Genomic DNA, 12483 nt, shown 5'->3' on the forward strand with positions numbered 1-12483 from the left:
TTAAGAATAGAGCCCCATTGGGGTTGACGTTCTCTTTTCCTGCGGGATAAATACCCGTCCGAAACACGATGATACACCAGATTTCCCTCAGCCTGCTTCCCGAGCAGGCCAACGACGACACAGCGTTCCGAACGGAGGCCCTGCGGCATCTCCGGCTACCTGCCGACAGTTCGGCGGTCGTGCGCAAACGTCGCCAGTCCATCGATGCCCGTGGCCGTCAGGTACGTGTCCACATCGACGCCGACGTTTTTGTAGGCACTCCACCACCCCCTCTGCTCAGCTTTCAGAAGCAGTATCCAAACGTCAGTCAGGCCCGCCAGGCGATCATTGTGGGGGCTGGACCCGCCGGCTTATTTGCGGCCCTCCGGTTGATTGAGCTGGGCGTGAAACCCATCGTGCTGGAACGGGGCAGCGATGTACGTACCCGTCGGCGCGACCTGGCCGCCATCAACAAAGACCACGTCGTGAATCCCGAATCCAATTACTGCTTTGGCGAAGGAGGAGCCGGTACGTATTCAGACGGTAAGCTCTACACCCGGTCGACCAAACGGGGTGACGTCCGGCGCATTCTTGAAATTCTGGTGGCCCACGGCGCAACGGAACAGATTCTGGTGGATGCGCATCCGCACATCGGCACCAACAAACTCCCGAACGTAGTGGCCGACCTCCGACAAAGCATTCTGGATGCCGGTGGTGAGGTTCACTTCGATACGCGCGTCACGGATTTTCTGATGGCCGGGGATCAGATGAAAGGCGTCGTTACGGCCGACGGTCGGGAATGGCCCGGTCTTGGGGTAATTCTGGCTACGGGTCACTCGGCACGGGATATTTTTTACCTCCTGCATGATAAAGGGGTTCGTATCGAAGCCAAGCCATTCGCCATGGGCGTCCGTATTGAACACCAGCAGGCCCTGATCGATCAGTTGCAGTACCACCGGCCCGAACGGGGCGATCACCTCCCCGCTGCTTCGTATAGTTTGGTAACCCAGACTCGGTTCAATGGGGTGGAGCGGGGCGTGTTTTCGTTCTGCATGTGTCCGGGAGGCTTTATCGTTCCGGCTGCAACGGCCCCCGGCGAACTTGTTGTTAATGGTATGTCGCCCTCCCGTCGCGATTCAAAGTTCGCCAATTCCGGACTGGTAGTTGCCATTGCGGACGATGATCTGAAGCCGTACCGTGATGAAGGGCCGCTGGCCGGTCTGGCCTTACAGCAGGAACTGGAGCGCTGGGCCTGCCGGCTGGGTAATGACAACGGCAAACGGCCGGCCCAGACGGCTCCGGCGCAGCGAGTGGCCGATTTTGTGAGTGGTCGGGTTTCGGCCGAGCTGCTGCCTACCTCCTACCAGCCGGGGTTGGCGTCGGTCGACATGAGCGACGTACTGCCGGATCACATCGCCCAACCGCTGAAACAGGGGTTGCGGGATTTCGGTCGAAAGATGCGGGGCTACCTTAGCAACGATGGCCAGGTGATTGGCGTGGAAAGTCGTACGTCGTCGCCGGTACGTATCCCGCGGCACCGCGATACGTGTGAACATGTCGAGATCAGCCGGCTGTTCCCCTGCGGTGAAGGAGCCGGTTTTGCGGGTGGGATTGTTTCAGCAGCTATGGATGGTGAACGTTGCGCCGAAGAATTGGTTAAGCTGTATAATTAAGTTTTCTGCGTACAGTTTTCAGCAGGCTACGTGCGACCAAAACCAGAAAGCCGTACATTGGGAACCGTAAACCGATATGCTCCAAACGTCGTTTCATACCTTTACCGATTCCCTCCGCCGGCGGTTGCAGGACCCGCTGCCGGGCGAGCTGGCCCACAGCAAAATGGCCGCAGCATCCCGGTATCGGCTGGGTATCAAACCAAACGAGCGAACCCGGCGGAGTGCGGTCCTGATCTGTTTTTACCCGTACCGGGGCAGCATTTACCTGCCGCTGATTCTCCGGCCGCAGTACGATGGGGTTCATGCGGGTCAGATGGCTTTCCCCGGTGGCCGCATGGAGCGGTTTGACGAAAACCTGACGCGCACCGCCCTCCGGGAAGCTCAGGAGGAAATCGGCATCCGGGTATCCGACGTTACGGTACTGGGGCATCTGACTGAGCTGTTTATTCCCCCGAGTAATTTTTACGTGCTGCCGGTCATTGGTATGTTGCCCTACCGGCCTGATTTCTACCCCGATCCGCGCGAGGTAGAAGCGGTGGTGGAAGTGGATCTGGATACGTTGCTCGATGAAACAATCGTGGGCGACAGCCAGGTGGAAGTACGGGGCATGACGGTTGACGCCCCGTTCTATCAGATCGAAAACTACCGCGTCTGGGGCGCTACAGCCATGATGATCAGCGAGTTGCTGATGGTGATCGGGTCGGTAAAGTAGCGGTTCTTTATGCAATCAACATTGTACAGGCCATGAGCATGTATACCATTCCCGCCCAAACCCGGATTGGCCACATTCACCTGAAAGTAGCCGACCTCGACCGGGCCCTTCGTTTCTATTGCGACCTGCTCGGTTTTTCCATCATGCTGCGTATGGGCACCGATGCCGCATTTATCTCGGCCGGTGGCTACCATCATCACATAGGGCTCAACACCTGGTACAGCAAAGATGCCCCACCGGCCCCCGTCCGCAGTGCCGGACTGTTTCATACGGCCATTCTGTACCCAACCCGCCGGGACCTGTCGGTTGCTTTTCGCCGATTGGCTGACGCTAACTACCCCATCACGGGAGCCTCAGACCACGGTGTATCGGAAGCTATTTACCTGAATGATCCCGACCGCAATGGGATCGAACTCTATTGGGACCGCCCGATGGAGCAATGGCCCCGTCAGCCCGACGGCTCCATCACCATGTATACGCGTCCGCTCGATCTCAAGGCGTTACTGGCCGAATCAGCGGACGAGGGCGTCTAGTTAGCACCCACATAGGTTCCGGCTGCGTACCAGAGTCCGGCAATAGCCTTCTGGTGTTTGGTACGTAACTCTTCCAGCTTGATCTGCAAATCGATCAGCTTTGTTTCCCGGCTGTTGACCAGAAACAGCGAGCTTTCGCCCATATCAAACTTTTGCTGTTCGGCCTGCAGGAGCGTACGCTGATTGGCAACGGTCTGCTGCTGCACGGCAATCTGCCGTTCCAGTGCTCTCAATTCGTTCCAGGCCGACTGCACGTCGTTGGCTATATTCCGCCCGGTTTGCTGCCGTTCCAGTTCGTTTTGCTGCGACTTGATCTGTACCTGCCGAAGCTTTCCCCGCTCTTTACGCAGAAACAACGGGAAGGTCAGGTCCACACCGATCTTGTGATTATCGGCCCGAAACGCGTAATAACTCCCCCAGTCGTACCCGATGCCCGGTTCGGGCGTACGGCTCAGCAAACTGGCACTGAGCGCAATCTGGGGCTGAAGCAGCGACCGCCGAAACCGCTCTTCGATAGCCAGTTGCTGCCCTTTTGCGGTTAGTTTCAGCAATTCCGGATGCTGTTCGGCGGCCCGGTTAAGCAATTGCTGCAACAACAGTTCGTCGGCCAGCTGACCCGGCGGGCTTTGCGGCACCACCGTTTCCGGCATATCGATCGGCTGCGGATTGGCCCCTTCCTCGGTACTGTTCCAGAGGTAAGCCGTTAGCCGCAGGCGATTGTTCTGCAGCTCCACCTCAGCCTGGCGGAGCTGCACGAGCCGATCCTGCGCGGTGATGAGCGCTTCGGTCGTATCGATGGTAGCAGCATCGCCCAGTAAAGCCCGCTGCCGGATCGCCTGAAAACGGGTGTCGGCCAGTTGATACCCTTCCTGAACGAACTGGTACTGCTGGTAAGCCAGGTACCATTCCCAGTAGGCTTTTGCCGCATCGAACAGGGTTTTATTGATGAGTTTTAACCGGTCGGCATCCGCCAGATTAACGGCCAGCTGCGCCTGCCGCAACGCCGTACGGCGGGCATCGATTAAAAGGCCCTGGCCAATGGGTACACTAACGCCCAGAGCCGCCAGCCCTGAGGTCGGCACCCGATCTTCGGGGTTGACGTACTGACCCATGTTCCGGTCGTAGGTCATTTTGACGTCAATCCCCCCCGGTAAGACCGGCACTGACAACCCCGACTGCCATTTATCGTAGTACAGACTACGGCCAAATTCTTTCCGGTCATACACTGAAAAAAGCTTCGGGTCAAAGGCGCCCCGGGCCTGCATTACCTCCTGCTGCGCTTCACGGCTCAGCAAAGCCGCCTGCCGGACAATCGGGTGGTGCTGCAGGACGGCCTGAAAAAAATCGCCCGCCGTAAACACAACCGCCGGATTCGGCTCAGCGTCGGCTACCGTTGTTGCTGACGCAGGGCGAACAGCCATCTGGGCGGATACCTGCCCGGACAAACTTCCCAATACGATCAGGCTGATTATTATCCGAACGTTCATTTTTTCTTGTCCTCTTTTGGCTCCTCCTGCAAACTAGGCGGGAAGCCGTTCAACTGCCGCCACAGTTCGTACCATACCGGTACGTCGTCGAGCATCACCCAGCCGTACACGCCGGAACCAACCCGCAATTGCTGCGGCCAGGGTTGATCGCCTTCTTTTACAACAGGTTTAACCAAGAGCCGGTATTTCCCGTTCACGCTGCTGACGGCGTCAATGACCGCCACTTCGCCCCCAAAGGTACCCACAGCGACCGTTGGCCAGCCCGAAAACTGAATGGCGGGCCATCCGTCGAACTGCAACCGCACAAGCCGACCGCGCTGAATCAGGGGTACGTCCATGGCCCGGACGTATAACTCAACCGCAACCGATGGGTTGGAGGGCTGTAGGGTAGCAATGGATTCGCCTTCCTTGATGGTTTCGCCGATACCGGCCTTGAACGACCGAACCACGTAGCCATCCTGCGGAGCCCGCACGACGTAAAGCCCCCGGCGGACATCGACGCTGCTAATTTTGTTCCGCAGCTTCGCCACTTCGCCCGTTGCTTCGGCCCGGTACGAAACCGCCGAACTCCGGTCCGACAGGGCCTTGGCCAGCTTTTCCTGGTAATCGGCCTGGATGGTAGTCAGGTCAAGCCGGGCATTGATAAGTTCCTGCCGCGATACGTTCAGCTTATTCTCCTGCGCAATCACCTTGGCGTAGTCTTCCTGCACTTTCAACCGACGCGATTCCAGGTCCGTAAGCGAAAACAAGCCGTTTTTATGGCCTTTCTCGTAGCGATCAAGCCGGTCGAGCGCAATCTGATAGTTTTTCTGGATGGCAATCAGGTCCGTACTGTCGCTGATCACCTTGAATTGGCTTTGCCGAACTTTGTTGCGGGCCGACGCGAGCTTCACCTGTAACCCCGCCTGCAGGGCCTCAATCTGCCCGTCGAGGGCCACGATCTTAGCATCGGTCGCGCTCAGGCTGCCTCGTTTCGCCCCGAGCTGTTCGTCGAGACGCTGAGGCAGGTTTGGGTCAAAGTATTCATCCTTAATATCGGAGATAACCAACAGGGTGTCTCCCCTGCGCACAAACTGTCCTTCCTGGATGGCCCAGCGTTCGATCCGCCCGGCAATGGCATTCTGAATGGTCTGGGGGCGATCCTGGGGCGTCAGGGCCGTAACGGCACCCTCACCGTTGATGTTCTGCTGCCAGGGTAAAAACATGACGCACAGACTAACGAGCAGTAGTCCAAGCATCCAGCGCCCCAGCCGCCGACCACTGTTGGGCTGGGGTAACGTACGGAGCGTTTTGAGCGGATAGTGTTTGAATAATTCTTCATCTACCCGCTGATTTGATAAGTTAAGCATGGGTTGGCGTATCGGTTTCTAAGGGTAGATCCGTAACATTCGCAATTTTTTCAACGGCAGTCAGCATATCGAATACCGTGTCTATTCCTGAAATAAGTTTTTCGACCGATCCGGTGATCAGTACGATGACCAGTTCAGCGGCTACAAATTGCCCTAAGGTCATTTCGCGGCCTACCACCAGCACAGTACCAAGAATCAACAAACCGCCGGTTACCAGGGTTTTGAACGCAACGGCGCTATAGAAAAACCGTTTTAATACCCGGAAATGTTCATTCCGGTTGGTGACGTAGCTGGCCACCAGTTCGTCCATCCGGTCGATGGGCTCCAGGGCGTCGTCGCGGTGACGATACGTTGGCAGATCCCGGGCAAGATCTTCAAGCCAGGCCACTACCTTGTATTTATACTTCGATTCGCTCAGGCTCGTACGCAGCCCGGAGGGCCCGTAGATCCAGCTGATCCCGATAATGGCCAGCAGCGTGAACAAGCCAAACCCCAGGAAAATGGGATGGTAGAACGACAGCAGAATGATGCCGAACAGAATCTGCACGGCTGCGGCCGTCAGGTCGATGAGCAATTTCGGCATCCCTTTCTGAAGCGTAAGAACGTCGAAAAAACGGTTCATCAGCTCGGGTGGGTAGTAGGCGGCCAGCGCTTTGGGCTCAATTCGGGGCAGCCGATACGTGAACTCGAATGCCGCTTTGGCAAAGATGCGCTGCTGCAGGATTTCTACCAGGGTCATCTGACCAACCATCAGCAGCCCCGTTGCCAGCACACCCGCCACAACCAGGCCGATCAGTACGTAAACGGAACTGAAAACCAGTCCACCGGAAACCAGGTTGAAAACGGCCTGAATGCCCAGCGGCAAGGACAAACTGATCAAACCCGTAATGATCGCATACAGGTAAATGTACCAGATATCTTTCTTTTCAGTCCCTAACAGCCGAATTAACCGCTGCAAGGATGAAGGTGGTGGTTGCGGAAATGTATCTAAAGCCATAATTGTATTACCTTTGCAGATGATAGTATTACTATCAATGATACAAACATAACTTTTACCGATAAAAGTTTGTTTCTTTGTGACAAAATTTTCCGTCAGAGGCAAATACGACGTATAAATGGAATATACCGTACAGGTTCGGATGAACGAAAAACTGTTTCTGCGCGATCCGGAAAGCTCCGAACTCGGGCGTCGGATTGTTCGTCAGAGCATTATGCTGATTGCTGATATTGGTTTCGAAGAAATGACCTTTCGAAAACTCGCCGACCGGATCAATACAAAGGAAGCCAGTATTTACCGATATTTTGAAAACAAGCATCGCTTATTGGTGTATTTAATCGCCTGGTACTGGCAATGGCTTGAATACCAGGTTATTTTCCATACGAACAACTTAACGGATCCCCGCGAAAAGCTGGACCGTATCTTAAAGATTCTGCTGCTGAAAAACATACCCCAGCCTTCATTCTCGTTGGGTGCCGATGCTATTGATGTGTCGGCCCTGCACAGTATCGTTATCCGGGAAGCCAGCAAGGCGTACCTGACTCATCATGTAACGGAAGATAACCGGCAGCAATTATTCAAACCGTACAAAGACTTGTGTGGCCGGGTGGCTGGGATTATCCTGGAATACCGGCCCGACTATCCGTATGCCCGGTCGCGGGCGAGCTCGATTATCGAAACGGCCCATTATCAGGCCTACTTCATGCAGTACCTTCCCTCCCTCACTGATTTTGGGGTGCAGCGCGACGTTTTACCGTCCGGCGAAGACCGGTTGCTTGAGTTTCTGCGTCACCTGCTGTTTTCCTCCCTGAATGCTCCCCTTCACGAATTGCCGCCTGTCCATACAAAACGCTAAAACCGCTTTTTTGGGGCTTTTGTACTTTGCTCAGAAAATCATATCACCTTAAAAACAGATAGCACTATTTTTTAGCGTTATTAGAAAAATACAAAATCTATTCGTTTCAAGGAACCTTTTGTATATTTTTTATAATCGTTGTACTTTACCAATATAAACCCGTTTCATTATCAGGAATCTTTGTTAATGAATTGTGAATCAGTGCTTCTCCCCTTGCATTAAAGCGGTTTGTGCCCCCACCTTTGTCACGGAAAAATAAAATTTTACACCGATGAAACAGTTCCGTTTATCCGTAGCCGTACTGCTGACAGTATGGGGTCTGGCTGGCATGGGAGGTGCCGTTGCCGACAATGGTTCGGGAGTGAGTGGGGTGAAAGTAGTGAAGTCCGAGCAAAAGAAAGTTCGTTTACATACAGAGGCAGGACAGCCGGTCGACGTTGCCCTAATCGACGCCGATGGCAACGTGCTTTATCAGGGTAAGGTTTCATCTGCCAAATCGAAAGATTTGACGTTAAACCTGAACAGTCTGCCCGACGGTCAGTATTTTCTGACGGCCAGCACCAATACCTGGTGGATGTCGCAGGGATTGATTATCCAGGCAAATGCCGTGAACGTTGATGCACGCAAACTCCGGCAGCTTGAGCAGCCGCAGGTTACTACGTACGCCAAGAACAAGGTGCAGGTTGTACTGCCTTCAACGAACGTAGACGATGCAAACGTAGCGATCTACGATGCCCAGAACGTACCGGTACTGACCGAAACGCTCAATAGCACGATCCGCCGGTACGACCTGTCGTCGCTGCCCGAAGGGTCATACACGTTCGTTGTTGGCCCGAGTGAGAAAAAATTCTCTACCCGGATTGACATTCGTCGTTAAGCCAGTTTTCTAAGCGGTTTACTAACCCGTTGCATTCGTTAGTATGCGTATTCCGTATCCTGGCTTTTCGGACAAGCCTTGATACGTCACCCTCTCCCCGCCGGTGCACTCGTTTGAGTGCACCGGTTTTTTTTGGCTCTTTCTCCCAACTGGCGGGCTCGCCCCTCTACTCACCCGAGCTACCCCGCTGCTGGCTGATCAGCTTCGCCAGTTTTGGGGAAATTTCAGGCTCTTCGCCCCGAATCCTCAGAATGGACAGCTCTTTCAGTTTTGACTCAAACACGATGTCCACTTCCTTGCCGTATGTATTGACCATTGAGTAAAGCCAGTCAGCATGCGCTTCTTTGCGGGCTTTCGGGTCTTCGTGGTCGCGCCGGGAATCCGAAAAGTGAAACACCGGGCGAACATCCCACGTATCGTAGGCCATCAGAAATGCTTCCTCTTCGGTCAGGCCGTCGGGGTGCAGGGCGTGGTGGAAGTAATCAAATACCACCGGCGTCCCGATGGCTTCGTGAAGCCGGACCAGATCGTTTACGCTGTAGAGCCCAGGCCGGTCGTCGTTTTCGACCGTCAGCCGGGCGCGGAGGTTTTCGGACAGGCGGGTTCTGAAATTCGTTTCAAACCGGGCCAGGGTAGCGGCTTTGTCGCCGTAGGTCCCCCCCGCGTGGATGTTTATTTTATTCCAGTGCGAAGGCTTCAGGCCCATCAGATCAAACAGTTCTGAGTGGTATTCCAGATCAACCACCGTATTGTCGAGCACCTTCCCTTGTCCGGCCAGGTGATTGAACGGGCCTGGATGAACCGTCAGGCGAATGGGTCGGCTACCAATCTCTTCCAGCGTAGCCCGGATCTCGGGGAAGTCGGGCAGGCTGCTGATTGCATACTCCGATGCCCACGGAAACAGGTCCGACGAGATGCGGAAGATGCGAAAGCCGTGCTCAAGGTTCCAGTCCACGACCTTCAGCAAATCCTGTACGTTCTTCAGCGCCAGCTCTGAAGCGTACTGAACCCCCCGTTCGGTAAATGTCTTTTTTATCATCCCCCGATTCGTCACAATTTTATCAGCCTGTAGGCTCAGGTTGATGCAGGCGTAACCAACATTTTGTGGTGTCAATTTCATACGTAGATAACTTCAGCGATGAATTGACAGTTTTATAAATTACCGTTCGTTCAAAAGTTGTAGCCATATTGTGACACTACCGTTACACATGCTTACTTTATGCATTCGCCACTCCCTGGCCCCATGAAGCTTTTTTTCTATCGTTTTGTCGCCTTAACCGGTCTGTTTCTTACGAGTTGCGTAAATCTTAAAACCGTAAATACCTTCGGGTCGTCGGCGGTTACGGGATTGCAGCAGGGCTCGACCGTACCCGCTACGTTCACGTCCGTATATACGGAACGTACGCTGGCCGACTCCCTGAGCCGGCATCCATTCAACCGCATACCTTTGATCGGGCCGGAATTTACCAGCAGCATCCGGCAGGACTCCCTTAGATCGTATCAACTGGCCGATAGCCTGACGCTTGCCGTGACGGGGCTGCTAGCCGATTATTTTCAGGCCATCGCCGACTTTTCAGCTACCGGCAGCACCTTCACGCCCGTTCGGCTCAAGTCGGCTGCGTTTGATCAGTATCTACAGGGCTCGCGGCTTAAGCTGTCGCCTGACCAGACGGCAGCGGCCAACCGCCTGGTTAACCTCCTTGGCTCTGCCGCTACCAACACCTACCGACGGCGTAAACTGTCGATCCTTATCACGAAGAGTCACGACGACGCGCAGCAGGTTCTGTCCGCGCTGGTATTTGCCTACGAACGCCTGGCCGACGTTGTCGAAATCAGCCGGGATCAGGCCTATGGTCACTACCGAAACCTGCTGATTCAGGACCCCGCGCTGACCTATTCGCAGAAACGGGAACTGGCTCAGAAGTGGCTGAACACGAGCAAGACTATCGACCAGACCCGACAAACCATATTGACTTATGTACAGACACTAAAAACGATACAGGCCGGTTACCGGGAAGTATATAAAAACCGCTACTTACTGAAAAGCAAGGCGTTAATTGCTAATATCGATCCGTACTTGTCCAGGCTCAAGGCGCTGAAAGCTGACCTTGAACAACTCAATCTCACGAATGGAAGACTTAACCCCTGAACAGATCGTTGAACTAGCCGACAGCTACCGACGAACCGCCCGGGCATTAGCCGAATTTCAGCTAACCCACTGGCCGGACTTATCGCATGAGCAACACCTGGATCTAAACGCGTATCAGAACAGCCTGCTAAACCGGGCGCAGGACCTTATGACGTTTTCTGTGCGGCTGGCCTTTCACGAAGCGGGGCCGATGATTGATGCCATTCTGCAGGCAACGGAAGAAGCCCGGTCGGGCTTAAAACGGATCAGCAACCTGACACTGGCTCTGAACGTAGGGGCCATAACCGTTGCCCTGGCCGCGAACATTGCCCGCGCGAATCCGAAAGGAATACAGTCAGCCCTGAAGGAATTAGGTGAGCTGCTGAAGATGGAGGGTGAAGAATGAGGAGAAAGGGAGGAAAGGTAAAAGGGAGGAAGGGAGAAAAGAACCGGTTGCTCACATGTCTTTCCTCCCTCCTCCTTTTCTCCCTTCTATACTATAATTCCGGAAGCCGGTTTTACGCCTACCAGTTCTACGTCGAAAACCAGATCCTGACCGGCCAACGGGTGGTTGGCATCGAGCGTTACGCTGTCGTTGGTCAGGTCACGCACGATGACCGGAATTGGCCGGGGGTTACCATCTTCGTGCATATTCAGGGTCATACCCACTTCAAGCGGAATATCAGCCGGAATATCCGTGCGGTTCAACGTGAATATCATTTCTTCGTTTGCCGGGCCGTAGGCGTCTTCGACCGGAATCTGAATGGTTTTCCGTTCGCCCTCGTTCATGCCCGTAATGCCTTCATCAAAGCCTCTGATTACCTGACCGCTACCAAGCTGAAACTCCAGCGGAGTACGTCCCTCCGATGAGTCGAAAACGGTTCCGTCGGTCAGTGTACCGGTATAATGCACCTGTACGGTGTCGCCGGATTTTGCCTGTGCCATAATTGTGGTTGTTTTGTGAACACTGACGTAAATGTACCCAAACTTCCGGCACCCGAGAGGGCTACACGCTAATTTTTGCCCACTGACGGATCAGGAACAGCATTTCGTGCTGTAGGGACTCGGCCCGGTCGTCGTTGTACCAGCGCTGGGTCTGCTCGGCCGTTTCAGCATAGGGTCGTTTCTCTGCCTTCCATTGCATCACCAGGGCCTGCAACGCTGCCGGCCGGGGTCCCCACGTACCCCGCTCGGCCAGGGTATCGGCGTTCAGGCAGATCAGTTTGGGGATAGACCGCGACGTACCGTTGGTCAGGTAGGCGTCCATCACATCCAGATGCTTATCCCGCAGAATCAGCCGCATCTGCACGTTTGGCGTCAGATCGGTCATTCGCTGCAGAACGGGCAAAATCTGGGCTGCGTCTCCGCACCACGATTCGGTCAGCACGAGCCAGATCCAGCGCTCAGGTACGTTTTGCAACGCTTCGGCTAGCTCGGGCTGAATAACCGTAAACCGGCCAACCCGGCTCATCCGGTGCAGATTCAGTTTGGTAAATCCCAGTACTTCAGGCGTATTATAACCGGGCGATTCAGAGGTGGTACGCCCCTGCGCCAGCAAATCGGCCGACAGAGTAACGTACTGATCATACGTGTAAGCTGATGCAATCAGTTCATGGGTAATGCTAGGCGATGCGGTGGACATGATGGGATTTATCAGGCGCTGGTATAACAGCAGATTCGGCCGTTTTTGTTCGGTAAACTTATGTTAGTTATCATTGAATTACCAATCAATTGACTGTATGACAATCATTTAGGAAGTTACATTCTATCATCTTGTCGGCCATAACCCTGCAACTATGTATCCCGACTGGAATGACATAAAACGACCCTACTATAATGGTAGTTGATGGATTGGATTGCTTACCATACTTCACGGTAAACGAATAAAGCCC

General features: G+C 54.4%; 13 protein-coding genes. 7 read left to right on the forward strand and 6 right to left on the reverse strand.

Going from position 1 to position 12483, the window contains the following annotated elements; all coding sequences use genetic code 11:
- The first annotated feature begins 68 nt into the window (after window positions 1–68).
- The 3 genes from DYU11_RS11800 to DYU11_RS11810 all read left to right on the forward strand — a co-directional run bounded on the left by DYU11_RS11800 (window position 69) and on the right by DYU11_RS11810 (window position 2897).
- On the forward strand, window positions 69–1652 hold the full coding sequence (locus DYU11_RS11800) for an NAD(P)/FAD-dependent oxidoreductase (RefSeq protein ID WP_119667874.1): 1584 nt from the start codon (window positions 69–71) through the stop codon (window positions 1650–1652).
- A gap of 76 nt (window positions 1653–1728) precedes the next feature.
- The gene (locus tag DYU11_RS11805) at window positions 1729–2364 is read left to right on the forward strand and encodes an NUDIX hydrolase (RefSeq protein ID WP_119667875.1); all 636 of its coding nucleotides are present in this window, start codon (window positions 1729–1731) and stop codon (window positions 2362–2364) included.
- 32 nt (window positions 2365–2396) lie between these two features.
- Complete coding sequence (locus DYU11_RS11810) at window positions 2397–2897, forward strand: VOC family protein (RefSeq protein ID WP_119667876.1); 501 nt, start codon at window positions 2397–2399, stop codon at window positions 2895–2897.
- Here the strand turns inward: DYU11_RS11810 and DYU11_RS11815 are convergent.
- The 3 genes from DYU11_RS11815 to DYU11_RS11825 are packed head-to-tail and all read right to left on the reverse strand — an operon-like array spanning window position 2894 to window position 6730.
- Window positions 2894–4384: a TolC family protein gene (locus DYU11_RS11815; RefSeq protein WP_119667877.1), complete on the reverse strand. Its 1491-nt coding sequence runs from the start codon at window positions 4382–4384 to the stop codon at window positions 2894–2896. The genes DYU11_RS11810 and DYU11_RS11815 overlap by 4 nt on opposite strands.
- Window positions 4381–5733, reverse strand: a complete 1353-nt coding sequence (locus DYU11_RS11820; RefSeq protein ID WP_119667878.1) for an HlyD family secretion protein — start codon at window positions 5731–5733, stop codon at window positions 4381–4383. The genes DYU11_RS11815 and DYU11_RS11820 overlap by 4 nt, the downstream gene beginning before the upstream one ends.
- The gene (locus DYU11_RS11825; protein ID WP_119668310.1) at window positions 5726–6730 is read right to left on the reverse strand and encodes an ABC transporter transmembrane domain-containing protein; all 1005 of its coding nucleotides are present in this window, start codon (window positions 6728–6730) and stop codon (window positions 5726–5728) included. The genes DYU11_RS11820 and DYU11_RS11825 overlap by 8 nt, the downstream gene beginning before the upstream one ends.
- A gap of 118 nt (window positions 6731–6848) precedes the next feature.
- Between DYU11_RS11825 and DYU11_RS11830 the strand changes: the two genes are divergently transcribed.
- Together DYU11_RS11830 and DYU11_RS11835 are read left to right on the forward strand one after the other, a co-directional pair.
- Window positions 6849–7586: a TetR/AcrR family transcriptional regulator gene (locus tag DYU11_RS11830; protein WP_119667879.1), complete on the forward strand. Its 738-nt coding sequence runs from the start codon at window positions 6849–6851 to the stop codon at window positions 7584–7586.
- 271 nt (window positions 7587–7857) lie between these two features.
- Window positions 7858–8463, forward strand: a complete 606-nt coding sequence (locus DYU11_RS11835; RefSeq protein WP_119667880.1) for a T9SS type A sorting domain-containing protein — start codon at window positions 7858–7860, stop codon at window positions 8461–8463.
- Window positions 8464–8629: 166 nt separating this feature from the next.
- Here the strand turns inward: DYU11_RS11835 and uvsE are convergent, their stop codons facing one another.
- A complete protein-coding gene (gene uvsE, locus DYU11_RS11840) occupies window positions 8630–9583 on the reverse strand; it encodes a UV DNA damage repair endonuclease UvsE (protein ID WP_119667881.1) in 954 nt (317 codons plus the stop codon).
- A gap of 123 nt (window positions 9584–9706) precedes the next feature.
- Here uvsE and DYU11_RS11845 point away from each other — a divergent pair, with 123 nt between their 5' ends.
- Both DYU11_RS11845 and DYU11_RS11850 read left to right on the forward strand, forming a co-directional pair.
- The gene (locus DYU11_RS11845) at window positions 9707–10612 is read left to right on the forward strand and encodes a hypothetical protein (RefSeq protein ID WP_119667882.1); all 906 of its coding nucleotides are present in this window, start codon (window positions 9707–9709) and stop codon (window positions 10610–10612) included.
- Window positions 10593–10997 carry a hypothetical protein gene (locus DYU11_RS11850; RefSeq protein WP_119667883.1) on the forward strand — a complete coding sequence of 135 codons (405 nt, stop codon included), beginning with the start codon at window positions 10593–10595 and terminating at the stop codon, window positions 10995–10997. Before DYU11_RS11845 ends, DYU11_RS11850 begins: the two co-directional genes overlap by 20 nt.
- Before the next feature lie 86 nt (window positions 10998–11083).
- Here DYU11_RS11850 and DYU11_RS11855 read toward each other — a convergent pair whose 3' ends face one another.
- A complete protein-coding gene (locus DYU11_RS11855) occupies window positions 11084–11536 on the reverse strand; it encodes an FKBP-type peptidyl-prolyl cis-trans isomerase (protein WP_119667884.1) in 453 nt (150 codons plus the stop codon).
- A 61-nt stretch (window positions 11537–11597) separates the two neighbouring features.
- Window positions 11598–12233: a thioredoxin family protein gene (locus DYU11_RS11860; protein ID WP_119667885.1), complete on the reverse strand. Its 636-nt coding sequence runs from the start codon at window positions 12231–12233 to the stop codon at window positions 11598–11600.
- Between the last annotated feature and the right edge of the window lie 250 nt (window positions 12234–12483).

The organism is Fibrisoma montanum (assembly GCF_003583365.1).
In the GTDB taxonomy this organism is placed as follows: Bacteria; Bacteroidota; Bacteroidia; order Cytophagales; family Spirosomataceae; genus Fibrisoma; species Fibrisoma montanum.

Excerpts from the sequence above, each read along its gene's own strand:
- DYU11_RS11800 (WP_119667874.1), top strand. The coding sequence starts at position 69 with ATGATACACCAGATTTCCCTCAGCCTGCTTCCCGAGCAGGCCAACGAC.
- DYU11_RS11805 (WP_119667875.1), top strand. The coding sequence starts at position 1,729 with ATGCTCCAAACGTCGTTTCATACCTTTACCGATTCCCTCCGCCGGCGG.
- DYU11_RS11810 (WP_119667876.1), top strand. The coding sequence starts at position 2,397 with ATGAGCATGTATACCATTCCCGCCCAAACCCGGATTGGCCACATTCAC.
- DYU11_RS11815 (WP_119667877.1), bottom strand. The coding sequence starts at position 4,384 with ATGAACGTTCGGATAATAATCAGCCTGATCGTATTGGGAAGTTTGTCC.
- DYU11_RS11820 (WP_119667878.1), bottom strand. The coding sequence starts at position 5,733 with ATGCTTAACTTATCAAATCAGCGGGTAGATGAAGAATTATTCAAACAC.
- DYU11_RS11825 (WP_119668310.1), bottom strand. The coding sequence starts at position 6,730 with ATGGCTTTAGATACATTTCCGCAACCACCACCTTCATCCTTGCAGCGG.
- DYU11_RS11830 (WP_119667879.1), top strand. The coding sequence starts at position 6,849 with ATGGAATATACCGTACAGGTTCGGATGAACGAAAAACTGTTTCTGCGC.
- DYU11_RS11835 (WP_119667880.1), top strand. The coding sequence starts at position 7,858 with ATGAAACAGTTCCGTTTATCCGTAGCCGTACTGCTGACAGTATGGGGT.
- uvsE (WP_119667881.1), bottom strand. The coding sequence starts at position 9,583 with ATGAAATTGACACCACAAAATGTTGGTTACGCCTGCATCAACCTGAGC.
- DYU11_RS11845 (WP_119667882.1), top strand. The coding sequence starts at position 9,707 with ATGAAGCTTTTTTTCTATCGTTTTGTCGCCTTAACCGGTCTGTTTCTT.
- DYU11_RS11850 (WP_119667883.1), top strand. The coding sequence starts at position 10,593 with ATGGAAGACTTAACCCCTGAACAGATCGTTGAACTAGCCGACAGCTAC.
- DYU11_RS11855 (WP_119667884.1), bottom strand. The coding sequence starts at position 11,536 with ATGGCACAGGCAAAATCCGGCGACACCGTACAGGTGCATTATACCGGT.
- DYU11_RS11860 (WP_119667885.1), bottom strand. The coding sequence starts at position 12,233 with ATGTCCACCGCATCGCCTAGCATTACCCATGAACTGATTGCATCAGCT.